General features: G+C 66.0%; 18 protein-coding genes. 13 read left to right on the forward strand and 5 right to left on the reverse strand.

What is annotated here, in order from left to right; genetic code table 11:
* Positions 1 to 2 precede the first annotated feature (2 nt).
* A complete protein-coding gene (gene dprA, locus ACYVKQ_RS19340; RefSeq protein WP_460677000.1) occupies positions 3 to 1,115 on the forward strand; it encodes a DNA-processing protein DprA in 1,113 nt (370 codons plus the stop codon).
* On the forward strand, positions 1,112 to 1,951 hold the full coding sequence (locus ACYVKQ_RS19345) for an aminotransferase class IV (RefSeq protein WP_460677001.1): 840 nt from the start codon (positions 1,112 to 1,114) through the stop codon (positions 1,949 to 1,951). Before dprA ends, ACYVKQ_RS19345 begins: the two co-directional genes overlap by 4 nt.
* Here the strand turns inward: ACYVKQ_RS19345 and ACYVKQ_RS19350 are convergent.
* The 3 genes from ACYVKQ_RS19350 to ACYVKQ_RS19360 all read right to left on the reverse strand — a co-directional run bounded on the left by ACYVKQ_RS19350 (position 1,948) and on the right by ACYVKQ_RS19360 (position 6,095).
* Entirely contained in the window at positions 1,948 to 2,142 is a 195-nt protein-coding gene (locus ACYVKQ_RS19350) for a hypothetical protein (RefSeq protein ID WP_460677002.1), read from the reverse strand. The two genes, ACYVKQ_RS19345 and ACYVKQ_RS19350, sit on opposite strands and share 4 nt — an antisense overlap.
* A gap of 420 nt (positions 2,143 to 2,562) precedes the next feature.
* Positions 2,563 to 3,357, reverse strand: a complete 795-nt coding sequence (locus ACYVKQ_RS19355) for a thymidylate synthase (protein WP_460677003.1) — start codon at positions 3,355 to 3,357, stop codon at positions 2,563 to 2,565.
* A gap of 299 nt (positions 3,358 to 3,656) precedes the next feature.
* A complete protein-coding gene (locus tag ACYVKQ_RS19360; protein ID WP_460677004.1) occupies positions 3,657 to 6,095 on the reverse strand; it encodes a TonB-dependent receptor in 2,439 nt (812 codons plus the stop codon).
* 228 nt (positions 6,096 to 6,323) lie between these two features.
* On the opposite strand from ACYVKQ_RS19360, the gene ACYVKQ_RS19365 reads away from it, so the two are divergent.
* The 3 genes from ACYVKQ_RS19365 to ACYVKQ_RS19375 all read left to right on the forward strand — a co-directional run bounded on the left by ACYVKQ_RS19365 (position 6,324) and on the right by ACYVKQ_RS19375 (position 9,479).
* Positions 6,324 to 7,433 carry a sensor histidine kinase gene (locus ACYVKQ_RS19365; protein ID WP_460677005.1) on the forward strand — a complete coding sequence of 370 codons (1,110 nt, stop codon included), beginning with the start codon at positions 6,324 to 6,326 and terminating at the stop codon, positions 7,431 to 7,433.
* Complete coding sequence (locus ACYVKQ_RS19370) at positions 7,430 to 8,128, forward strand: LytR/AlgR family response regulator transcription factor (protein WP_460677006.1); 699 nt, start codon at positions 7,430 to 7,432, stop codon at positions 8,126 to 8,128. The genes ACYVKQ_RS19365 and ACYVKQ_RS19370 overlap by 4 nt, the downstream gene beginning before the upstream one ends.
* A gap of 292 nt (positions 8,129 to 8,420) precedes the next feature.
* A complete protein-coding gene (locus ACYVKQ_RS19375) occupies positions 8,421 to 9,479 on the forward strand; it encodes an N-acetylmuramoyl-L-alanine amidase family protein (protein WP_460677007.1) in 1,059 nt (352 codons plus the stop codon).
* A gap of 88 nt (positions 9,480 to 9,567) precedes the next feature.
* On the opposite strand, the gene ACYVKQ_RS19380 is transcribed toward ACYVKQ_RS19375, so the two are convergent.
* Entirely contained in the window at positions 9,568 to 9,822 is a 255-nt protein-coding gene (locus tag ACYVKQ_RS19380; RefSeq protein WP_460677008.1) for a hypothetical protein, read from the reverse strand.
* 114 nt (positions 9,823 to 9,936) lie between these two features.
* Between ACYVKQ_RS19380 and ACYVKQ_RS19385 the strand changes: the two genes are divergently transcribed.
* Positions 9,937 to 12,243 carry an efflux RND transporter permease subunit gene (locus ACYVKQ_RS19385; RefSeq protein ID WP_460677009.1) on the forward strand — a complete coding sequence of 769 codons (2,307 nt, stop codon included), beginning with the start codon at positions 9,937 to 9,939 and terminating at the stop codon, positions 12,241 to 12,243.
* Between the two features lie 4 nt (positions 12,244 to 12,247).
* On the opposite strand, the gene ACYVKQ_RS19390 is transcribed toward ACYVKQ_RS19385, so the two are convergent.
* Positions 12,248 to 12,742 (reverse strand): hypothetical protein, encoded by a 495-nt coding sequence (locus tag ACYVKQ_RS19390; protein WP_460677010.1) that lies wholly within the window; start codon positions 12,740 to 12,742, stop codon positions 12,248 to 12,250.
* Between the two features lie 138 nt (positions 12,743 to 12,880).
* Between ACYVKQ_RS19390 and ACYVKQ_RS19395 the strand changes: the two genes are divergently transcribed.
* From ACYVKQ_RS19395 to ACYVKQ_RS19425, 7 genes are all read left to right on the forward strand, one after another.
* Positions 12,881 to 13,447, forward strand: a complete 567-nt coding sequence (locus ACYVKQ_RS19395; protein ID WP_460677011.1) for a hypothetical protein — start codon at positions 12,881 to 12,883, stop codon at positions 13,445 to 13,447.
* Between the two features lie 60 nt (positions 13,448 to 13,507).
* Positions 13,508 to 13,867 carry a putative signal transducing protein gene (locus ACYVKQ_RS19400; RefSeq protein ID WP_460677012.1) on the forward strand — a complete coding sequence of 120 codons (360 nt, stop codon included), beginning with the start codon at positions 13,508 to 13,510 and terminating at the stop codon, positions 13,865 to 13,867.
* A gap of 77 nt (positions 13,868 to 13,944) precedes the next feature.
* On the forward strand, positions 13,945 to 15,306 hold the full coding sequence (locus tag ACYVKQ_RS19405; protein ID WP_460677013.1) for a hypothetical protein: 1,362 nt from the start codon (positions 13,945 to 13,947) through the stop codon (positions 15,304 to 15,306).
* Positions 15,303 to 16,850: a DUF5691 domain-containing protein gene (locus ACYVKQ_RS19410; protein WP_460677014.1), complete on the forward strand. Its 1,548-nt coding sequence runs from the start codon at positions 15,303 to 15,305 to the stop codon at positions 16,848 to 16,850. The genes ACYVKQ_RS19405 and ACYVKQ_RS19410 overlap by 4 nt, the downstream gene beginning before the upstream one ends.
* A 157-nt stretch (positions 16,851 to 17,007) precedes the next feature.
* Positions 17,008 to 18,108: an ATP-binding protein gene (locus ACYVKQ_RS19415; protein ID WP_460677015.1), complete on the forward strand. Its 1,101-nt coding sequence runs from the start codon at positions 17,008 to 17,010 to the stop codon at positions 18,106 to 18,108.
* A 34-nt stretch (positions 18,109 to 18,142) separates the two neighbouring features.
* Positions 18,143 to 19,012 (forward strand): DUF6414 family protein, encoded by an 870-nt coding sequence (locus ACYVKQ_RS19420; RefSeq protein WP_460677016.1) that lies wholly within the window; start codon positions 18,143 to 18,145, stop codon positions 19,010 to 19,012.
* A gap of 5 nt (positions 19,013 to 19,017) precedes the next feature.
* On the forward strand, positions 19,018 to 21,336 hold the full coding sequence (locus ACYVKQ_RS19425; protein WP_460677017.1) for a DUF5682 family protein: 2,319 nt from the start codon (positions 19,018 to 19,020) through the stop codon (positions 21,334 to 21,336).
* Positions 21,337 to 21,343 lie beyond the last annotated feature (7 nt).

The raw sequence follows: 21,343 nt of genomic DNA on the forward strand, positions 1-21,343 counted from the left end.
TTATGCATTCATCCTCTGACCTTCTGCCCGAAGTCGCCCTGACGCTGCTGCCCGGCATTGGCCCGCTGGTTACCCGCCAGCTCATCGGCTACCTGGGCTCGGCCCAACACGTGCTCAACGCCGGCCCCAACCAGCTGCTGAAAGTGCCCGGCGTGGGCCCGGCCCTGGTAAATGTGCTGCGCAACAGCGGCTCCGCCCTGCGGCAGGCCGAGCAGATTCTGCGCCGGGCCGAAAAAGACGGCGTACAGCTGCTGTACTACACCCGCCCCGACTACCCCGCCCGCCTGCGCCCCGTGCCCGACGCGCCGGTGCTGCTCTACTACCAGGGCGCGGCCGAGCTGAACAACCCGCGCACCCTGGCCGTAGTGGGCACCCGGCAGGCCACCGACTACGGCCGCGAGCAGACGGAAAAGCTCATCAAAGGCGTGGCGCCCTACCAGCCGCTCATCGTCAGCGGCCTGGCCTACGGCATCGACATCGTGGCGCACCGGGCGGCCCTGCAGGAAAACCTGCCCACGGTGGGCGTCATGGCTACGGGCCTGGACAGTATCTACCCGCACGCCCACCGCCGCACCGCCGAAAAGATGCTGGAGCAGGGCGGCGGCCTGCTCACCGAATTCACCTTCGGCACCCCGCCCGACAAGTACAACTTCCCCGCCCGGAACAGAATCATTGCCGGCCTGAGCGACGCCACGGTGGTGGTGGAAGCGGCCCGGAAAGGCGGCGCACTCATCACCGCCGAGCTGGCCCAGGACTACAACCGCGAGGTGCTGGCCGTGCCCGGCCGGCTGGACCAGCCCGCTTCGGAGGGCTGCAACCACCTGATTCGGAATCAACAGGCGACCATTTATACCGGCCCGCAGGACGTGGAGCAGCTGCTGAACTGGGACGGCGCCCTGCAGGCTGCCCCCGCCGCGCCCAGCCTGAACCCGGCCGATTTTTCGCCCGCCGAATTCCGCCTGCTGGAAGTGCTGCTGGCCAGCCGGGAAAAGCAGATCGACGAATTGAGCTGGCAGGCCCAGCTGCCGATCAACGAAGTATCCACGCTGCTGCTGGGGCTGGAGTTCCGGGGCGTGGTACGGGCGCTGCCGGGCAAAAAATTCGCGCTGGCATGAGTCGGACGCCGGGAATGACGCTGCTCAACGGGGAAGCACTGCCCCTGACCGAAGTGCAGCTGCGGCTGCCCAACCGCGGGCTGCAGTTCAACGACGGCTTCTTCGAAACCTTGGTTTGGGAGCAGGGACGAGTGAAGTGGCTGGCCGACCACGCGGCCCGCATGCGCGGGGCAGCCGCGGTGCTGCACCTGCAGCTTCCCGCGGCCCTGAGTACCCCCACCAGTCTCGCAGCTACCCTGGAGCGCTTCGCCCAGCACGCCTGCGGCCCGGAAGGGGCCTGCCGCCTGCGCCTGCAGCTGTGGCGGGCCGGCGGGGGCCTGTACGCTCCGGCCACGGCCGAGGCTCACTGGTTGCTTACCTCCGCGCCGTTCACGGCCCACGACGAGCCCGTAGCCCGCGCCGATTTCGCCGGAAGTATCCGCACGCACTTCTCGTCGGTTTCCTTTTGCAAAGGCCCGTACGCCCTGCATTACGTACTGGCGGCCCAGGAACGCACTGCCCGGGGCCTCGACGAACTGCTGCTGCTGGATGCACACAGCCACGTGGCCGAAGCCGTAGCGGCGGCAGTGTTCTGGATCAAGAACGACGAGCTGTATACGCCGGCCCTCGAAAGCGGCTGCGTGGCGGGCGTACGGCGGGCGCACCTGCTGCGCGTGGCGCGGGCACAGGGCCTGGTCTGTCACGTAGGGTTATATCCAGCCAGCGACCTACTGGCGGCCCAAGCCGTGTTTACGGCTAACGTGGCGGGCATTCGAAACGTGACCAGCCTCGGCAACGTCCGGTTTAAGGCGGCGCCCCCGTTGCTGGAGGCGTTGCGGCGCTGGGAAAAAAACTAGGAAGCGAAGGCGCTGTGGCGGCGCCGACGCATGCGTACCCAGTCGGCCTGAAAGGCCATCAGGTCGTCTTCGGTCACGTCATTGACGGCCAAAATTTCGGGGCGGGGCTGCCGGCCCAGTTCCAGCGCGTACAAGGCAATCAAGACGCGGTGTTTAAGCGGCAAAGGGCAGCCGTCGAAGGTGGTGGACAAAAGGTGTGCGGTGGAGGTGGTAATCACGGGTAGTTACGTCTGCGCCATTAGATTGGATTCTGCCGGGCAGGTTTAAATCACCCAATGCAAAGATCGAGCCTTTTTACGGACTAACAAGCAACCGTGTTGCGTCCTGAGCTCCGTTCTTTGTCCTACAACGTTAGCACTGGGCAAAGTAGTTTGTCAATCACATAAAAATGTGACTGCATTGACCATTAATCAGCCAATACAGCTCTGGATAGAATCATTCGAGTGCCCTCAAATAGTTTGTTTTTTACATTTATCCGGCCATTACTTCGTATACAATGCGCCTCATTGAATTGGAATAATACAACTATTAATAAGAAACGCAGCGTGACCTGCTCTACGGAACAGGTCACGCTGCGTTTTTGGTACATCCCGGATGTCTACCCGTTCCCACTACACGGCCACCGGAGCCTTGATGGCGGGCCAGGGGTCGTAATTTTCCAGCTTAAAGTCTTCGTACTGAAAGGCAAACAGGTCCTTGACGGCCGGGTTTAGCCGCATCTGCGGCAGGGGACGCGGCTCACGGGTCAGCTGCAGGCGGGCCTGTTCCAGGTGGTTGGAATACAGGTGCGTGTCGCCGCCGGTCCAGATAAACTCCCCGGGCTGCAGGCCCACTACCTGCGCCACCATGAGCGTGAGCAGGGCGTAGGAGGCAATGTTGAAGGGCACGCCCAGGAACACGTCGGCGCTGCGCTGGTAGAGCTGGCAGCTGAGCTTGCCGTCGGCCACGTAAAACTGAAACAGGGCGTGGCAGGGCATGAGGGCCATCTGATCGAGCTCGGCCACGTTCCAGGCCGACACCATGATGCGGCGCGAATCGGGGGAGCGGCGCAGTTGCTCCAGCACCTGCTGCATCTGGTCGATGTGGCCGCCGCGGCCGTCGGGCCAGCTCCGCCACTGCTTGCCGTACACGGGGCCGAGGTTGCCCTCGGCATCGGCCCATTCGTCCCAGATGCTCACGCCGTGCTCCTTGAGGTAGGCCGTATTGGTGTCGCCGCGCAGAAACCAAAGCAGCTCGTGAATGATGCTTTTCAGGTGCACCTTCTTGGTAGTGACCAGCGGAAACCCCTCCTGCAGATCGAACCGCATCTGGTGGCCAAACACCGAGAGCGTGCCGGTGCCGGTGCGGTCGGTTTTGGGGGTGCCGTGGTCGAGGATGTGCTGAACGAGCTGGATGTACTGCTGCATGGGGGCGTCGGAAAAAATGCCCCCCAAAGTACCTACTTACCTGCAAACTCGGACGCGGCGGTGCGGCGCCTGGCAGATCGAGTGCGCCTTATGCCTTGGCTGTCAATATCAAGCGCCGCTGTTCGTTGTGCAACGGGTGAAGCCCGAAAACCGATGCCGGATTCGGGAAAGCAGTACCGGCGACTGCCCCGAATCCGGCGTACTCTTTTCGGTACCAACACGCTCCCCGTGATGCATTGGGTGGCTGGCCTGCGGTGCGGCTTCGCTCAACAGGACGAGGAGGCGTTTGCAGGCGCCGGCTAGTTGGTTTCCATGCGGCCCTTTTCGGCTTCGACGCCGGTGTCGCGGCGTTTGCTGGCCTTCACGTTGCGGTTGCCAAACTTGTAGCTGAAGTTCAGGCGCACAAAGCGGCTTTCGGCTTTGCCTGTGTTGTGGGAGCGTACCCCGTAGGCCAGCACTTCGTAGCGGTTGCGCTGGGTGTTGAACACATCCGAAACGTTCAGCGTGAGCGTGCCGGCGTTCTTCAGCACGGGCTTCGACACCCCGAAACCGGCTTGGTACCGCGACTTAAAGGCCAGCCCCCCGAAGGTCATCGGCGACATGTACATGCCCGACACTTCCGCTTTGAAGCCTTTGGGCAGGGCCAGGGTGTGGTTGGTGGAAAGCAAGCCCGAGGGACGGGCGGCGCCCAGGCCGCTGCCCGCGTTCAGCTGCGCAAACGTGACGCCCAGCGTGGTTACTGTCGACCATTTGCCGCCCAGCAGCGGCTTCATCAGGGTAAGGCTGCCGTCCAGGGTTTCGGCGCTGCGGAAGTTCTGGTAGGAGTTGATGACGACGTCGGTGCCGGCCTGCGGGCGGAAGGTTTCCATTAGCACGCTGGTGTGGTGGCCGTAGCTGAGGGCCGTGGAGAGCATGCCCTTGTAGGTGTGGCTCAGCTCGAAGTTGTGCGAGTAAGACGGGCGGATGTTGGGGTTGCCCTGGGCGTAGCTGTACTGGCTGATGTAGGTGACGAAGGGGTTGACGATGCCGAACTGAAACCGGTCAATCTTGCGGCGGTAAGCCAGCCCCAGCTGGTGCGCTTCGGATTTGGTGTACTGCACCGCCACGCTCGGAAACAGGTTCAGGTAGCTGCGGCGGGTGGTCATATCCAGGGTGCGGGAGGTGCCCACGGTGTTGGTTTGCTCGGCGCGCAGGCCCAGCTGCAGGTTCAGCTTCGGGCGCACCGGCCGGGCGTAGCTGGCGTAGGCCGCGTTGATGTTTTCGCGGTAGATGAAGCGGTTGGTCTTGCCCGGGTCCAGCTGCCAGGGCTGGCCGGCGGTGGCCTGCTCCCAGCGAATGTCGTTGTCGGTGCTGGTGAAGGTGGTTTTCAGGCCGGCTTCCAGCGTGCCCCCGTGCAGCGGCTGCGCGTAGTCGGCCGAGGCCGATTTCACCGCGTTGCGGGCCGGGGACTGGTCGCGCAGCAGGCGGGCGGGGCCGGTTTCGGCGCCCGTCGCATCGAAGGTGCGGGTTACGTAGTCGTTGTGCCAGTCCTTGGCGTAGCCGAAGTAGTCGGCATTGAGGGTCAGCGTCTTCTTGCCGAGGCTGTCCAGCTTGGTTTTAAAGTACAGGTTCACGGCCGGGCTGCCGATTTGGGCGCGGCCGTCGGTGGTTACCTGCGCCGTCTGCAGCGGACTGGCACCGCTCACCAGGGCGCTGCGGGTAGTGCCGCGTTGGTCGCGGTAGTTCAGCAGGCCCTTCACCAGCACGCCCATGGAGCTGCGCGGGCTCAGGTCGTAGTCCGCGCCAAACCGGAAGGAGTTGCTGTGCAGCCGGCGCGTGGCGTAGGTGCTTTCCTGGAGCCGCACGTCGCTGGTCAGGGCGCGCGTGGTGTGCAGGCGGTTGTAGGGCCGGCTGGCGAGGTGGTCGTAGCCGCCGTACACGTTCAGCTTCTGGGTGCGGTGGTTCAGGCTCAGGCCGCCGTTGTAGCGCAGGTGCCGGCCCGTGCCCAGGCCCGCCGTCAGGGTACCGTTGGTGCCGTAGTTTTTGCTTTTGGTGCTCACGATGTTGATGACGGCCCCGCCCTGCGCGTCGTATTTGGCCGAGGGGTTGGCCATGACTTCCACTTTGTCGATGGCGTTGGCGGGCATGGCGGCCAGCATGCTTTTCAGCTCTTCCCCGCTCAGGTTGGTGTACTTGCCGTCGAGGAGCACCACCACGTTTTTGCCGCGCAGCGCGTAGCCGCTGCCCTGCTCCAGCACGCCCGGCGCCCGCGCCAGCACCTCGGCGGCTGTGCCGCCGGCGGCCAGCGGGCTGGCGGCCACGTTGAGCACCAGCTTGTCGGCGTGCGGCTCGATGAAGGCCTTGGCGCCCGTTACCGTCACTCCCTTCAGCAGCTTTTGGTCGGGGGCTAGCAGCACCGCTACCGGGCCGCCGCCGGCCGCCACGGCCACCGGCACCGCACGGCGGTAGCCCAGGTACTGCACCGTCAGCAGGTACTCGCCGGCGGCTACCGCTTCAAACACGAAGCGGCCCTGCTCGCTGCTCACAGTGCTCAGCACGGCTTTGCTGTCGGCGGCGCTGTGCAGCACCACGGTGGCGAAGGGCAGCGCCTGGCGGGTGAGGCTGTCGGCTACCGAGCCGGTAATGGGGGCGCTGGGCCGGGCCGCCTGGGTGGTGGGTGCGGGTTGGGCAGCGGCGGCGAGGGGCGTGGCGGCGCCGACGGTGGCGGCGAGCAGCAGGGAGCGGAAGGCGGGTTTCATGGTCGGTTGGGGAAGGATATCGGTGAAGGCAGCCCGCCGCCGTTTGCCGACGGGGAACGATGCAAAACAACCACCCCCCAGGGCCCCAAACCAGCTTTATTAGACCAAGCCAAGGCCCGGCCCGACCAATTCTGCGCCCCGGTTTTTTGGTCGAAAAAACACCCCCGTTTGTCGAAAAAACGCCCTCCTCCGACGCCGCATCCGCCCCAAAGCCGCCAACTTGCGGGCATGCATTCCTCCTCCCCCGCGTTGCGGCGCAGCCGTTTCCCGCTCGTGTTCGAGCTGCTGATTTGGTCGCTCTACGTCGTCATCTACAAGTACGGCCTGTTCTACCTGGAGCAGGCCACCAGCCTGCACCGCGTTGCGCGCACCAACTTCCCCTACCCCCAGCTGATCCTGTTCACGCTGGCGGCCACGCTCTACATCGTGCCCTATTACCGCTGGCTGCTGCCCACGCTGGTACGCAAGGGCTGGTACGCGCTGCTGGCCGTCAGCTCGGTGCTTTACCTGTGGTGGGGCATCAAGCTGGGCACTTTCCTGGCGGCGGCGGTCTTCCGGCTCGTTGCCGAGCCGCCGGTGCTGCTGGACTTCTACGAGTCGTACTACCAGCCCGGCCTGCGCCACCTGCTGTCGGCGGCCAACCCGCAGCTGGCCGTGCTGGCCACCGACGTCATGGCCTTTAGCTGCGTGGCGTTCGTGCGCATTGCCTTCGACAACGAGGCCCGGCGCCACCAGCTGGAGCAGGACCACCTGCAGCTGCAGATGGAGCAGCTCAAAGCCCAGCTGCAGCCGCATTTCCTGTTGAACACCCTCAACAGCATCTACGGCCTGAGCCTGGCTGGCTCGCCCGAAACGCCGCGCTTCATCCTGCTCCTGTCGGAGCTGATGCGCTACGTGCTCTACGACAGCGGCAAAGCCGCGGTGCCGCTGGTGGAGGAGGTAGCGTTTCTGGAAAACTACTTCGAGATGGAGCAGCGCAAGTACCCCGGCGCGCGCATCTCCTTGGCCACCCTGGCCGGCACCGACGCGCCTATCCAGGTGCCGCCCCTGCTGCTGCTGCCGCTGGTCGAAAACAGCTTCAAGCACGGCCGCCACCACCTCGCCGACCAGGCTGCGGTGGAGGCAACGCTCACCACCGCGCCCGGCCAGCTTTGCTTCACCATCGAAAACGACATGCTGCCCGCGCCGCCACCGGCCCCGGCCCGGCGCAGCGGCGGCATCGGCTTGCGCAACATCCGCCAGCGCCTAAACTTGTACTACCCCAATGCCCACGAGCTGCTCATTACGGAGCAGGCCGGCCGCTACCGGGCCCAGCTCACGCTTCAGCTTCCCCAATGACCCCTCCGCCCGCGCCCGTGCGCTGCCTTATCGTCGACGACGAGCCGCTGGCTCACCAGGTGCTCACGCAGTTTATCCAGCAGACGCCGGGCTTTTCCCTGGCCGGCAAGTGCCGCAACGCCATGGAAGCCCACGAGCACCTGCTGCAGCACCCGGTGGATTTGCTGTTTCTGGACATCGAAATGCCGCTCATCACCGGCCTGCAGTTTCTGAAAGGCTTGAAAAACCCGCCCAAAACCATCCTAACCACGGCCTACCGCGAATACGCCGTGGAGGGCTTCGAGCTGGAAGTGCTGGACTACCTGCTCAAGCCGTTCAGTTACGAACGGTTTCTCAAGGCCACGGCCCGCTACCCGCTGGCGGGTCCGGCGGCGGCGCAGCCCGAGGAAAAATACCTATTGATAAAAGATCTGCGCGGTCTGCTGAAGGTGCCGCACCGCGAGGTGGTGTACGTGGAAGGCTGCAAGGACTACGTCAAGATCGTGACGCCCGCCAAAACCTACCTGCTGCACCAGACCATGAAGGAAATGAGCGAGGTGCTGGGCGCGCCGTTTGTGCGGACGCACCGGTCCTTTATCGTGGCCGCGGCCCACATCAAGCTGCTGCAACCCGAGCATCTGGTGCTGGCCGATGGTTCTTACATCCCCATCGGCAGTTCCTACAAGCCGGAGCTGCTGGCGTATTTTAAGAAGTAGCGCGGGCGGGCCGGGTTACCTTGGCAGAAGCGTTGAGCTCAGGGTATCGGTCAGCCCGGCCATGCGTTCTACCAGCAGCCAGTTACCCACATTTGCTCAATGGCCGGAAGCTGTTAGGTATTTTCTGTCCAAGGACCGGTTGGTATACTTCGCGCAGCAACTCTGCACACTACTTTTGCGGTAATACCTGGCTATAGGTATCCAGCTCTTTGCTTCGATCAAAGGTTCGTTCGCCTGCATCCCCCCTTATCCAGCTACCCTACGTTCCGTTTTCACCCGACTCCCCGCCGCCTTGCGCCTACTTCTGCTCTTTCTTCTGCTTGTTCCGGTTGTAGCGTTTAGCCAGCAATATCGCAAAGTAGTACCGCGGCGCGGCGACGTCATTTCCACGCTGCTGGTGCGCCACGGCCTGAATCCCAGGCTGTACGAGCGAGAGTTCGTAGCTCTCAACAAACCGTTGCTTGGACCGCGCAACAGCCTGCGGGCCGGCAAAACCTACCGTCTACCGGCGCGCAAATCGGCGGCCCAGCGGGCGGCGCGCACCAGCGCCAGGAAAACCGGGACGCGGCCAACGGCGGCGTCGGGTGAGAAAGTGAAAGCGGTGGCGGGGCGCAGCGGCAGCACCGCGCTGCTCTTCGGCAAATACGGCCGGCCCGGCGTGAGCAGCCAGGCGCTGCGCGGGACCGTGTTCTACCTCATGTCGGGCCACGGCGGCCCCGACCCCGGCGCGGTGGGCCAGTACGGCAACGCCAAGCTGGCCGAAGACGAGTACGCCTACGACGTGACCCTGCGCTTGGCCCGGGTGATGATGGAGCACGGCGCCACAGTACACATGATCGTGCAGGACCCCAACGACGGTATCCGCGACGAGGGCGTGCTGAAGATGGACAACGACGAGCTGACGCACCCCAACCTGACCATTCCGCTGGGCCACGTGGCGCGCCTGCGCCAGTACGTCAACGCCATCAACCGCCTGCACGGGCGCTATGGCCGCAAAACGTACCAGCGCATGATTACCATTCACATCGACAGCCGCTCGGCCGGCGCCACCACCGATGTGTTTTTCTACCACCACGAGCAGAGCGCCGTGGGCCTGCGCCTGGCCAAGAACATTCACCAGACGTTTACCACACGCTACGCCCGCTACCAGCCCAACCGCCCCTACGTGGGCACGGTGTCGCCGCGCACCAGCCTGTACGTGGTGCGCAACAGCCACGCACCCACCGTTTTCATCGAGCTGGGCAACATCCGCAACAGCAAGGACCAGCGCCGCTTCGTGCTGCCCCAAAACCGGCAGGCCCTGGCCAACTGGATCTGCGAGGGCGCCATTGCCGACTTCCGCAGCCGGTAGTTTCCCGGCGCACTACTTCCTATAAAACACCACAGCGCCCCGCATCGGCTTGATGCGGGGCGCTGTGCGTACCGGGCTAGCCAGAAGCTTACTGGGCCGCGGCCGGCGCGGCGGCCGGTTGGGCAGCAGCCGGCGTGGCGCTGGTAGCCGAAGCCGTGGCGCCCTTCTTCATGCAGCACGAAGGCGTGCCGGCAGTAGCCCCTTTCGAAGCGCAGCTGGCCTTCATCTCGGTCGAGCAATGCTCTTTTTTGGCGGCTTTCTTGCCTTTTTTGCCGTCGTTGTCGTGGGCGGAAGCGGTGCCGACGAAGGCAACCAGGGCTAAGGCGAGCAGGGCGTTTTTCATGGGGCGGAAAATGAGAAGAGGAAACAAAAGCGGGAAACGGGTGGTTGGCTCAGCGCCGGCCCCAAAATACACAACCTGTGCGACACTTGGGCCGGTTCATTTGAGCCCCACCGCGTGCCGAATCCCCGTTCCCTAAGCTACCTCACCCTGGTCGTGCTGTTCGTGCTCGGCGCGGTGGCCCTCACCGGCCTTGCCCGCCTGCGCTTCAACTACAATTTCAACGACTTCTACCCCACCGGCGACCCGGACCTGGCCTATTACCAGGACTACACCCAGCGCTTTGGCAACGACAACGACTACGTGCTGCTGGGCCTGGAAGCGCCCGCCGGCCGCACCGTGTTCGACGCCGGCTTTGCCCGGCGCGTGGACACGCTCACGCGCTTCGCGCAGCGGCAGGCCAACGTGCTCCACGTGCTTTCCCCGACCACCGCGGCCAACCCGGTGGTGGAGGGCCTGGGCGTGTTCAACATTCCTTACCTGCACCTCGACAGCCTCGGCCGCGCTGCTTCGCGCGCCCAGGACTCCAGCCTGATCTACCGCACGCCCGGCCTCGTGGGCAACCTCTTCGCGCCCGACGCGCGCGCCGTGACGGTGCTGCTGCAAACCACGCCCGACCTGAAAAAACCGCCCGGCGACACGCTGATGGCGGCCCTGCGCGGCGAGCTGCGCCGCCTGGGCTTCCGCGAAGAGCAGGTGCACCTGGGCGGCAAGATGGTGGCGCAGTCGGTGTTCGTAGACCGCCTGCAGGTGGAAATGACCGTGTTCGTGTCCCTGTCGGTGGTGCTGGTGATGGGCCTGCTCTGGCTCACGTTCCGGGCCTGGTGGGGCGTGGTGCTGCCGCTCACGGTCGTGGCCGGCGCCACCATCGGCGGGCTGGCGCTGGTGGGCTGGTCGGGCGCGGGCATCGACCTGATGACGGCCCTGCTGCCGGTAATGATGTGCGTGGTGGGCATTGCCGATTCGGTGCACCTGCTCACGCGCTACGTCACGGAAACCGGCGAGGGCACCGACACCGTGCCGGCGCTGCGCATCAGCATGCGCGAGTCCATGTTCGGTTCGGGCCTGTCGGCGCTGACCACTTCGCTGGGCTTTTTTACGCTCACCACCAGCCACATCCGACCCATTCACAACTTCGGCCTGTACACCGGGCTGGCCGTGCTCATTGCCTACGCCCTCACGTTTACGCTGCTGCCCGCGCTGCTGGTGCTGCTGCCGCGGCCGCAGCAGCGCTTCGGGGCCGGGCGCAGCTGGGACGGGCCGCTCACGCGCCTGCTGCGGCTGGTGCTGGTGCGCCGCCGCTGGATCTTGGCCGGCGCCGCGCTGCTGCTGGTGGGCGGGCTCACGGCCGCCTCGCGGGTGCGCATCGAGTCGCGGCTGCTCGACGACCTGGCCGACGACGACCCGGTGCAGCTGGACTTCCGCTTCTTCGAGCGGCAGTTTGCCGGCGTGCGCCCCTTTGAGCTGCACCTGCTGCCGCAGGGTGGCCGCTCGGTGTACGACCTGGCGGTGCTCCGCGAAACCGAGGAAATCGAGCACTACCTGCAGCAGCAGTACGGTCTGCGCTTCGTGGCCTCGCCCGTGACGGTGGTCAAATCGGTGCGCAAGGCGCTGAACGGCGGCGCGCTGGAGGAGTACCGCCTGCCCGCTTCCGAGGCCGAGCTGCAGCGGCTGCTGCGCCGCATGCGCCCGTTCCGGCGCAAGCCCGAGTTTCGGGCCCTGGCCGTGGAAACCGGCCGCGAAGGCCGCCTAACCGGCCGCATGCCCGACCCGGGCAGCGTGACGGTGGCCGGCCTGAACCAGGGCCTGCAGGCCTTTCTACGCACGCATACCGACGCGTCGGTGCTGCGCACGCGCCAGACCGGCTCGGCCCTGCTCATCGACAAAAACAACCAGAACCTGACGCGCGACATGCTCGTGGGCATCGGCGTCGACGTGCTGATGGTCACGCTCATCGTGCTGGCCCTGTTTCGCTCGGCGCGCATGGTGCCGGTGGTGCTCATTCCGAACCTGCTCCCCATCGTGGTGGTGGGCGGGGTGATGGGCCTGTGCGGGGTGCCCATGAAGGTGAGCACCAGCATCATCTTCACCATCGCCTTCGGCATTGCCGTCGACGACACCATCCACTTCATCAGCAAGCTGCGGCTGATGCTGGGCAAGGAGCCCACCGTGAAGCGGGCCGTGAGCCACACCTACCGGCTGGCGGGCAAGGCCGTTATCGTCACGTCGCTGATTCTGGTGGGCGGCTTCAGCACCCTGCTGTTTTCCTCCTTCGACGGCACGTTTTACGTGGGCCTGCTCATCGGCCTGACCCTGCTGTTCGGGGTGGTGGCCGAGCTGACGCTGCTCCCCATCCTGATTCTGCTGTTCTACAAGAAGCCGCGCGTGGGCAAGGCACGGCAGCAGGCCACGGAGGCGGCCTGAGGAGCTACGGCTGGATGACGTTCAGGCCCTTGGGCGCCCGCAACGGCGCCTCGTCGTAGGCATTGATGTACACCGTCACCGGCCGGCCGCCCTCCCAGGTCAGCTCGTATACGTCCAGCAGTCCAACTTTCAGCTCGGAATTGGGCGTCTTGCAGTGGCAGCAGCTTCCCAGTCGCCGGTAGCGGATGGCTTCCCCGGCGGGGCCGCGCAGGGCGTTGAGGTAGCGCTGCTCGTTGCGCACGCCGCGGCCGTCCTTCATACCGCCTACGCACACCGGCTTTTGCTCGGTCACGCCGTAGCTGGCGTCGTCGCTAACCTCCAGCACGACAAAAGGCGACACGTTTTGCTGCGCCCGATCATAATAGCTTTGCGGCGCGTTGTTGCCGCCGCTGATGCGCGGCGCGGCGGTGCCGCTCCTGCTCGTGGCCGGTTTGTTGCTTGCACAGGCCGTCAGCAGTCCGGCCCCCACGCACACAGAAGCGTATAGCAGTCGTTTCATAACGCAGAGATACGCTTTTTGGCCAGCTCATCCGAGCCCGGCTGCGCGCTGATTTTTTCCTGCCTTTCCCTGCTTTTTATGCTTGCCCAGTTGCTTCACAAACGTGCTTCCCGGCTGAAACCCTTTGTCCTGACAGCTTTGAGTTGCGCGCTGGCGTTGCCCTTGCTCGCCCAGACGCCCACCCCCGCGCCCCCCGACGACCCACTGCCGCGCCTGATTCAGGAGCGCGACCAGCTCATCCGCGCCTACGAGGAAGCCAGCGCCCAGCGCAACGCGCTGTTTGCCAACAAGCCCTCCAAAAAGGATTTGCAGGAAGTGGTGGACGCGCTCAAGGGCATCATTCGCAAGGACACCGAAATCGTGCAGGCCCTGAAGTCCACCGAGCTGCGCCGCACCGCCACCATCGTGGCCCAGAAGCGGCAGGCCGAGCAGCAGGTGACCGTGGCCCAGACCGACCAGACCTCCACCCGGCAGCGCTTCTACGACCTTGAAAACCAGATTGCCAACCTGGAGCTGCGCGACAAGCAGCGGGAGAAAAAGCTGCGCGAGGCCGAAGCTGCCGCCCAGGAAGCCCAGCAGGGCCGCACCACGCCCCAGCTGCTGGCCACCGCGCTGGCTGCCCTCAGCCTGGGCCTGCTGGTGTACGTGGCGCGCCTGCGCAGCCGGCTCCAGGCCGCTCCGGCCCGCCGCACCACGCGCCGGTAGCGCCGGGGCGGCTGTGTCGCCCGGCTCCGCAGCCTTGCACGCGCTACCTTTACCCTCCTGATGCTCGTAGCCGCCGCCGAATACCTGACGTACACCGAGGCCGTGGGCCTGTACCGCCGCCTGCACGACGAGGCGGGCGTGGTGAGCCTGGTGAAGAATTACGGCCCGGCCACCCTGCCCTTTGGCGACGGCCTGTACTTCCGGCTGCTCGTGGAGGAAGAAGACGTGGAGGCGGCGCGGACCATCGTGCAGGAGTTTGAGCAGCAGCGCACCGAGCGCGCCGCCGTGCGCTGCCCCCGCTGCGGCTCCTACCAGGTATGGCCCGAGCCGGAAGCCCAGCAGCCCTGGTACAAGCGCCTGTTTTACGCCGGCACCACCCTGCACCGCTGCCAGAACTGCGGCCACGAGTTTTCGGCCTGAGCCGGCGCGCCCGTTTCCCGGCCGCGGCTAACTTGCCAGCCGCTTTCCTTTCCTCCGCCAATCCCCGCTCACGCCGCATGTGGACCGAAGACCAGGCCCGCGCCCTGATACCCGACGCCGGCACGCTGAAGCGCGGCCTGGAGCTGGCCGGCCCCGCCCGCTGGGGCGGGCTGGGCCGCTCCGCCGAAGCCGCCTGGGGCGAGTGCGCCGGCAGCGGTGCCAAGCCCTACCTGGTCGGCATCGACTTCAGCGGGCCAGCCTTTAAGTGCTCCTGCCCGAGCCGGGTGTTTCCGTGCAAGCACGGCGCGGGCCTGCTGCTACTGCTGGCGCGGCAGCCCCAGCTGCTGGCCGCCGCGGCCCCGCCGGGCTGGCTGGCGGAGTGGCTCGAAAAACGCCAGCAAAGCCAGGAAAAAGCCGCCACAAAGGTCCCAGCGCCCCCAGCCGCCGCGGAGCCAGCCGCTGCCGAAGCCTTGGATACGGAGCTGGCAGTGGGGCTGTCGGTGGCCCCGGCCCGCCTGGAGCGCATGCAGCACGGTGCGGCCGAGTTGCTCACCTGGCTGCACGACGTGGTCGGCGCGGGCCTGGCGCAGGTCGAAAAGCAGCCGGCTTCGTTTTGGGAGCAGCCCGCCGCCCGCCTCGTCGACGACCAGCTGCCGGGGCTGGCGGCCATCCTGCGCGAGCTACCGGCCCTGCGCCATAGCGGGGCCGACTGGCCCGAGCGGCTACTGGCCCGCCTTGGGGAGCTGTACCTGCTGGCCCAGGCCTTCCGCCGCCTCGACGCGTTGCCCGCCGCCCGCCGCGCCGACGTGCTGCAGCTGGTGGGCGTCACGGTGAAAAAGGACGAGGTGCTCACGCGCCAGCCCGCCTTGGCCGACACCTGGCTGGTGGTGGGCCAGGTAACCCTGGAAGAGGAGCGCCTGCAGGTACGTCGCTCCTGGCTGTGGGGCACTGGCACTGGCCGCTACGCCCTGGTGCTGGAATACGCCTTCGGTGGCCAAGCCTTTGCCACCCCGCTGGTGGCTTTTGGGCTGTACCGCGGCAGCTTGGCCTATTACCCCGGCACCCTGCCCCTGCGTGCCGCCGTGGCCGCCGACTGGACCTTCACGGGCATGGACCACGACCGGCTGCCGCCCGGCGAATCGCCCGCCGAGCTGCTCGACGCGTACGCGGCTGCCCTGGGCCAGCTGCCGTGGCTGCGCGAATGGCCCGCCACCATCAGCGGCTTGGTGCCGGTACTGCGGGCCCCGAGCGACCAAGTGGAGATGCACCACGCGACCAGCGGCCAGCAGCTGTCGCTGCACCCCGACAGCACCTTCGGCTGGGAGCTGCTGGCCTTGAGCGGCGGCTACCCCATTACCATTTTTGGTGAGTGGGACGGCCGCACGCTGCTGCCCATCACCTGCACCGGGGCCCCCGGTCCCACCGTACCCTCTGCATGAACGTTCCATCCGACTGGCAACAACTGCTGCGCGTAGCGCTGTTGGGCACCCGGCAAAGCGGGGAGCCGGTGCCCGCGCTGGCCGAACTGCCCGGAGCCGCTGGTGCCCCCCGCGAAGCCCAGGTGCTGGCCACGGCCGGCGCGCTGGGGCTGGTGCGCAAGGCCGGCTACGCGGCCCCGACCACGGGCAGCGCCGGCCCCGAACCAGCCCCGGCCGAAACCCAGCCGGCGCTCAGCCAACCCGGCCAAGACGCGCTACGGCAGCTGCTCGACGGCAGCTACGTCGACGTGCTGCCCGACTTCCTGGCGCAGGTAGCCTGGCACGGCCGCCGCGTGCCGCACCGCCAGCTGATTGCCCTGCTCGACTACGTGGAAGGCCGCCCCGAGCTGCGCGACAGCGCGGCGGCTGTGCTGGGCGAGCGGGGCCGCTGGCTGGCCCGGCAAAACCCCGCCTGGGCGCCGCTGCTGGCCGCCGCCCGCGACGAAGCCAGTTGGGAAACCGGCAAGCCCGCCCAGCGCCGCGACTACCTGCGGGCCCTGCACCGCCAGGACCCCACCCGGGCCCGGGCGATGCTCGCGGCCACCCTGCCGCAGGAGTCGGCGAAGCAGCAGGCGGAGCTGCTCAGTACCCTGACCGACCACTTGGAAGCGGCCGACGCGCCCCTGCTGGAGCCGTTGCTGGCCTCGAAAAGCAAGGACGTGCGCCAGCAAGCGGCGAGCCTGCTGGTGCGTACGCCTGGCAACGCCCTGGTGGAGCGCCTCTGGCAGCGGGCCCAGGCCTATCTCCGCCGCAGCGGTGCCCCGGCTGCCTCGCCGCGGCTGGAAGTCACGCTGCCCGAGGCCTGGGACCCGGCCTGGCTAACCGAGGGCATCGAGCCGAAGGATGCCCGCTTCGCCGGCGAAAAAGCCGCCTGGCTGGGGCAGCTGCTGGCCCTGATTCCGCCGGCGCGATGGTCGGCCCACCTGGGTATGCCGCCCGCGCAGCTGCTGGCCTTGGCCGCCGACAGGGAGTGGGCGGCCCTGTTGCTCACGGCCTGGCGCCACGCCCTGCTGCTGCACCCGGACCCGGAGTGGGCCCGGGCCTACCTCAGCTTGCAGCTGGAGCAGGAGGCCGTGCCGCCGCTGCCCCTATCGGAGTTGCACCAGCTGCTGCCACTTGCAGAGCTGCAGCAGCTGGTGCTGGCCCAGCTGCCAGCGCAGCCGCGGCTCACCCAGCCCGAGCCGCGCTGGCTGCCGCTGCTGCTGAACCTGCCCGGTCCGTGGTCCGCCGCGCTGACGACTCAGGCGCTGCGCCTCATCGACAACACGCTGGCGGTGCCCATCGGCGCGGCACGCAACGCCGTGCACTACCGCCTCGGGCAGCTGCTGAGCCACATGCAGCAGGCCGTGGCGCCCGAGCAGTACGCGGCCTGCGCCGAGGCGCTGAACCCGCTGCGCGAAACGGAAACCAGCCTCAACTACGCCATCAACAACCTGCTCGACACGCTCTATTTTCGCCGGCAGCTGGCCGCGACCTTCACCGAGCCGCCCGGCCTGGACAGCTGACCTGCGGCGGGCGGGCAAGTCAAGCAGCGGCCTGAACCCAGGCCGGCGCAGCTACCTTTAGGCTGAGCCCGGGAGCTGCTTTTCAGCCCCTGTCTACACACCCGAATCCGCGGACTGCCCGCTGCGCTCCTTTTCTGCTTTATCCCTCTTCTCCGCCATGTCTGCCACGCCCAACCCCGACCACATCCTGCGCCCGCACGCCGAGGTGCAGTACGCCGAAGAGCTAGCTGCCCTGCGCGCCGCCGACGACCGGCCCAAGCCGCCGGGCTGGATTCTCTCACCCTGGGCCGTGGTCACCTACCTGCTCGGCGGCACCCTGGACAACGGCTTCGCCATCGAGCCCAAGTACATCGGGCAGCGGCGGCTGATGGAAATAGCCGTGGCCACCCTGGCCACCGACCGCGCCCTGCTGCTGCTGGGCGTGCCCGGCACGGCCAAAAGCTGGGTGTCGGAGCACCTGACGGCCGCCATCAGCGGGCACTCCAACCTGCTGATTCAGGGTACGGCCGGCACCTCGGAGGACGCCATCCGCTACTCCTGGAACTACGCCCGCCTGATTGCCGAAGGGCCCTCGGCGGCGGCGCTGGTGCCCTCGCCCCTGCTCAAAGGCATGCAGGAAGGCGCGCTGGTGCGGGTGGAAGAGCTGACGCGCATCCCCTCCGACGTGCAGGACACGCTCATCACGGTGCTCTCGGAGAAAGTGCTGCCCGTGCCGGAACTGGCCACCGAAATCCAGGCCACGCGCGGCTTCAACGTCATTGCCACCGCCAACGACCGCGACAAAGGCGTGAACGAGCTGAGCAGCGCCCTGCGCCGCCGCTTCAACACCGTGGTACTGCCCCTGCCCACGTCGGTGGCCGAGGAAGTACAGATCGTGCATTCGCGGGTGGAAAAAACCGGCCGGGCCCTGCAGCTGCCGCCCACCACGGCGGCCCTGGAGCAGATCAGCCGGCTGGTGACCATCTTCCGGGAGCTGCGCTCGGGCGTAACCGAAAACGGCAAAACCAAGCTCAAAAGCCCCAGCGGCACCCTGAGCACCGGCGAGGCCATTTCGGTGCTCAACAGCGGCCTGGCCCTGGCCGCCTACTTTGGCGACGGTACCCTGCAGGCCGCCGACCTGGCCGCTGGCCTCACCGGCGCCGTGGTGAAAGACCCCGTGCAGGACCGCGTGGTGTGGCTGGAGTACCTGGAAACCGTGGTGAAGGAGCGCGACGGGTGGAAGGATTTGTATCGGGCCTGCCGCGAGGTAGTAGAGTAATTAATAAACAACAATATCATATCAAGGCAGCCCCATGAAATACCCAATCATTTTGTACTTGAATCAAAAATATGTATTCGACATACTAGCCATCATTGAAGATGGTTTTAGCCAAATGCATACAATGAAAACTACAGAATCATCGGCTGCAGACTCTTCGCAAAAGGCCAGAGGAGAAGTTGGACTAAGCAATGTATTCGCCTTCCTAGGGGTGAAATTAGAAGGAGAAAAAAATAATCAAAATAAAAACACCAGCGAACTATCATCCGAAACTCAAAAAGTCCATACCCCAAATTCTCTTTTTGCTAGAATGCAATCCTCGTTAGACAATAGAGAATTAATAGTAAAGGACAGAATATTAGAATCCACGACCGGTGATTTTGTTCTGTTTAAAGCAAAGCTCCGAAAAAACCCAATTATAGACGACTTAGAGAGTTTAGTGTCAATTTTTCGACTTGCATTAGGTTTTACAGAAGATTCAATGCAGCCAAAGCAACAAAAGAATGAAACAAACAAAAACATCAAGAAATTAGAGCAGTTTGATCATCTTGTTAAGCAATTAAAAAACGAAGGTAGCATCGATCTGATAGGCGATTCGGTGAACGAAACATTCAATGCAGTTATAACTATAGATAGAGAGTATCTAAACGATCCTTCCCTATCTGATATTGCAGATGGAGAGTTCTTTGTACTTGGGAAAACAACCAGGATTATAAAAGAAGGCTCAAATCAATCAATAAACCTTTTAAGAAAAACAACTCTTAGCAGGTTTACAAACACTGCTCTTAAAGAGATGTTTTCAGGCTTTCAAAGCATGAGTCAGCACGGCCTAAAAGACTCTGAATTTATTACTGAAATAGAAGCACCTGTTATACAAGTAATACCAATAGCCATATACGCTTAATTTACATGCCTACCGACCTGCGCCTTTTCGGCATCCGCCACCACGGCCCCGGCAGCACGGCCTCTCTGCTCAAGGCCCTGGATGACTACCAGCCCGACATCGTGCTGCTGGAGTGCCCCGCCGACGGGGAAAAGGCCCTGGCCGAAGTCGCCAACGCGGCCCTGCAGCCGCCGGTAGCGCTGCTGCTCTACAACCCCAAGCAGCACGCGCAGGCCACGTTCCTGCCCTTTGCCCGCTTCTCGCCTGAGTGGCAGGCGGCGCTGTGGTGCCAGCGGCACGGCGCCCACCTGCGGGCCTTCGACCTGCCGATGACCCTGCGCTTTGCCCTGCCCGACGCGGTGGAGCAAGTGCCCGCCGACCCCGACCCGCTGGTGCCCGCAGCTGAGTCTGAGGAATCCGCTCATGCGGCGGAAGCAGAGGCCGCGCCGGCCGGCGCCTCTTCTCATTCGGAAAGTGAGCCGGAGGGTCAGGCCCCACTGCGCCTCGACCCCATTGCCCACCTCGCCCGCCTCGACGGCTACACCGACGGGGAGCGGTGGTGGGAAGCGCGCATCGAGCACTCCGCCGGCCACGCCGACGCCTTCGAGGCGGTGCTGCTCATGATGACGGCCCTGCGCGAGGAGCTGGCCGAGCCCGAATCGACGGAAACGCTGCTGCGCGAGGCCTACATGCGCGAAACGCTGCGCGCCACGCTCAAGCAGGGCTATGCGCGCGTGGCGGTGGTGTGCGGGGCCTGGCACGCGCCGGTGCTGCGCGCCGCCGGGCTGTCGGGCTACGCCAAGGACGACAAAGCCCGCCTCAAGGGCCTGAAAAAAGCTACGACCGAAGCCACCTGGGTGCCCTGGACCTACGAGCGGCTGGCCCGGCAGTCGGGCTACGGGGCGGGCGTGCTGTCGCCGGCCTGGTACGAGCTGCTGTTTGAGGAGCCGCACGGGCGGGTAGTCACGCACTGGATGGTGCGGGCGGCGCACCTGCTGCGGGCGCAGCAGCTGGACGCGTCCTCGGCCCACGCCATTGAGGGCGTACGGCTGGCCGAGGCGCTGGCGGCCGTGCGCGGGCTGGCGCTGCCGGGCATTGAGGAGCTGCAGGAGGCGGCGGTGAGCATTTTCGGGGGCGGCTACGCGGAGGCGCTGGACCTCGTGCATCAGCAGCTGGTCATCGGCGAGCGGCTGGGCGAGGTGCCCGAGGAGCTGCACGCCTCCCCGCTGCAGCAGGACCTGGCGCAGCAGCAGAAGGCCCTGCGCCTGAAGCCCGAGGCGGCCCCCAAAACCCTGGCCCTGGACCTGCGCAAAGACCTTGACCTGGGCCGTAGCCACTTGCTGCACCGCCTGCAGCTGCTGGCCATCCGCTGGGGCCGCCCGAAGCGCGTGGAGGGCAAGAGCGGCACCTTTCACGAGGTGTGGGAGCTGCAGTGGCGCCCCGAAATGGTGCTGGCCCTGCTGGAAGCCGGCCGCTGGGGCAACTCCGTGCTCGGCGCCGCCGCAGGCGCCACTGCCCACCGCGCCGCGCAGGCCACCGACCTGGCCCAGCTGAGCCAGCTGTTGGAAGAAGCCCTGCAGGCCGATCTGGCGCCCGCGCTGCCGGCCCTGGTGGCCCGCCTCGAGGCCATCAGCGCCGGCACCCGCGACGTGGCCCACCTGCTGGCGGCCCTGCCCCCGCTGGTGCGCGTGCTGCGCTACGGCAACGTGCGCCGCACCGAAGCCGGGCTGGTGGCGCAGGTGGTGCGGCACCTGGTGCCGCGGTTGTGCATCGCGCTGCCCCCGGCCTGCACCGGCCTCGATGCCGACGCGGCCCGGCAGCTGCTCGGCTTGCTCGAAGGCGCGCACCAGGCCATCCGCTTGCTCCCCGACGGCGACCAGCAGCAGGAGTGGTACACAGCGCTGCACACCGTGGCCCGGCAGCCGGCCAGCAGCGGCCTGCTGGCCGGGGCCGCTGCCCGCCTGCTCTTCGACGCGCAGCAACTGCCCGCCGACGCCACCGCCACGCTGCTGGGCCTGGCGCTGGCCCCGGCCCGGCCCACCACCTACGCTACGGCCTGGATTGAGGGCTTTCTGCGCGGCAGCGGCCTGCTGCTGATTCACAACCGGGTGCTTTTCGACCTGCTCGACCAATGGCTGGCGGGGCTGCCGGAAGACGTGTTTCAGGAAACCGTGCCGCTGCTGCGCCGCGCCTTCACCGAGTTCAGCCTGCCCGAGCGGCAGCAGGTGCTGGCCCTGACGACCACCGCCCCGGGCGCCGGCCCCGCCGCGCCGGGTGCCGACATTGACCTGGAACGCGGCCGGCGCGTGTTGCCGGTGCTCCAGGAGCTGCTGGGGCTCGGGTAAGACGGTC

Source organism: Hymenobacter coalescens (assembly GCF_054783195.1).

Coding starts and splice junctions, on each gene's coding strand:
- dprA (WP_460677000.1), top strand. CDS start 3: ATGCATTCATCCTCTGACCTTCTGCCCGAAGTCGCCCTGACGCTGCTG.
- ACYVKQ_RS19345 (WP_460677001.1), top strand. CDS start 1,112: ATGAGTCGGACGCCGGGAATGACGCTGCTCAACGGGGAAGCACTGCCC.
- ACYVKQ_RS19355 (WP_460677003.1), bottom strand. CDS start 3,357: ATGCAGCAGTACATCCAGCTCGTTCAGCACATCCTCGACCACGGCACC.
- ACYVKQ_RS19360 (WP_460677004.1), bottom strand. CDS start 6,095: ATGAAACCCGCCTTCCGCTCCCTGCTGCTCGCCGCCACCGTCGGCGCC.
- ACYVKQ_RS19365 (WP_460677005.1), top strand. CDS start 6,324: ATGCATTCCTCCTCCCCCGCGTTGCGGCGCAGCCGTTTCCCGCTCGTG.
- ACYVKQ_RS19370 (WP_460677006.1), top strand. CDS start 7,430: ATGACCCCTCCGCCCGCGCCCGTGCGCTGCCTTATCGTCGACGACGAG.
- ACYVKQ_RS19380 (WP_460677008.1), bottom strand. CDS start 9,822: ATGAAAAACGCCCTGCTCGCCTTAGCCCTGGTTGCCTTCGTCGGCACC.
- ACYVKQ_RS19390 (WP_460677010.1), bottom strand. CDS start 12,742: ATGAAACGACTGCTATACGCTTCTGTGTGCGTGGGGGCCGGACTGCTG.
- ACYVKQ_RS19400 (WP_460677012.1), top strand. CDS start 13,508: ATGCTCGTAGCCGCCGCCGAATACCTGACGTACACCGAGGCCGTGGGC.
- ACYVKQ_RS19405 (WP_460677013.1), top strand. CDS start 13,945: ATGTGGACCGAAGACCAGGCCCGCGCCCTGATACCCGACGCCGGCACG.
- ACYVKQ_RS19410 (WP_460677014.1), top strand. CDS start 15,303: ATGAACGTTCCATCCGACTGGCAACAACTGCTGCGCGTAGCGCTGTTG.
- ACYVKQ_RS19415 (WP_460677015.1), top strand. CDS start 17,008: ATGTCTGCCACGCCCAACCCCGACCACATCCTGCGCCCGCACGCCGAG.
- ACYVKQ_RS19420 (WP_460677016.1), top strand. CDS start 18,143: ATGAAATACCCAATCATTTTGTACTTGAATCAAAAATATGTATTCGAC.
- ACYVKQ_RS19425 (WP_460677017.1), top strand. CDS start 19,018: ATGCCTACCGACCTGCGCCTTTTCGGCATCCGCCACCACGGCCCCGGC.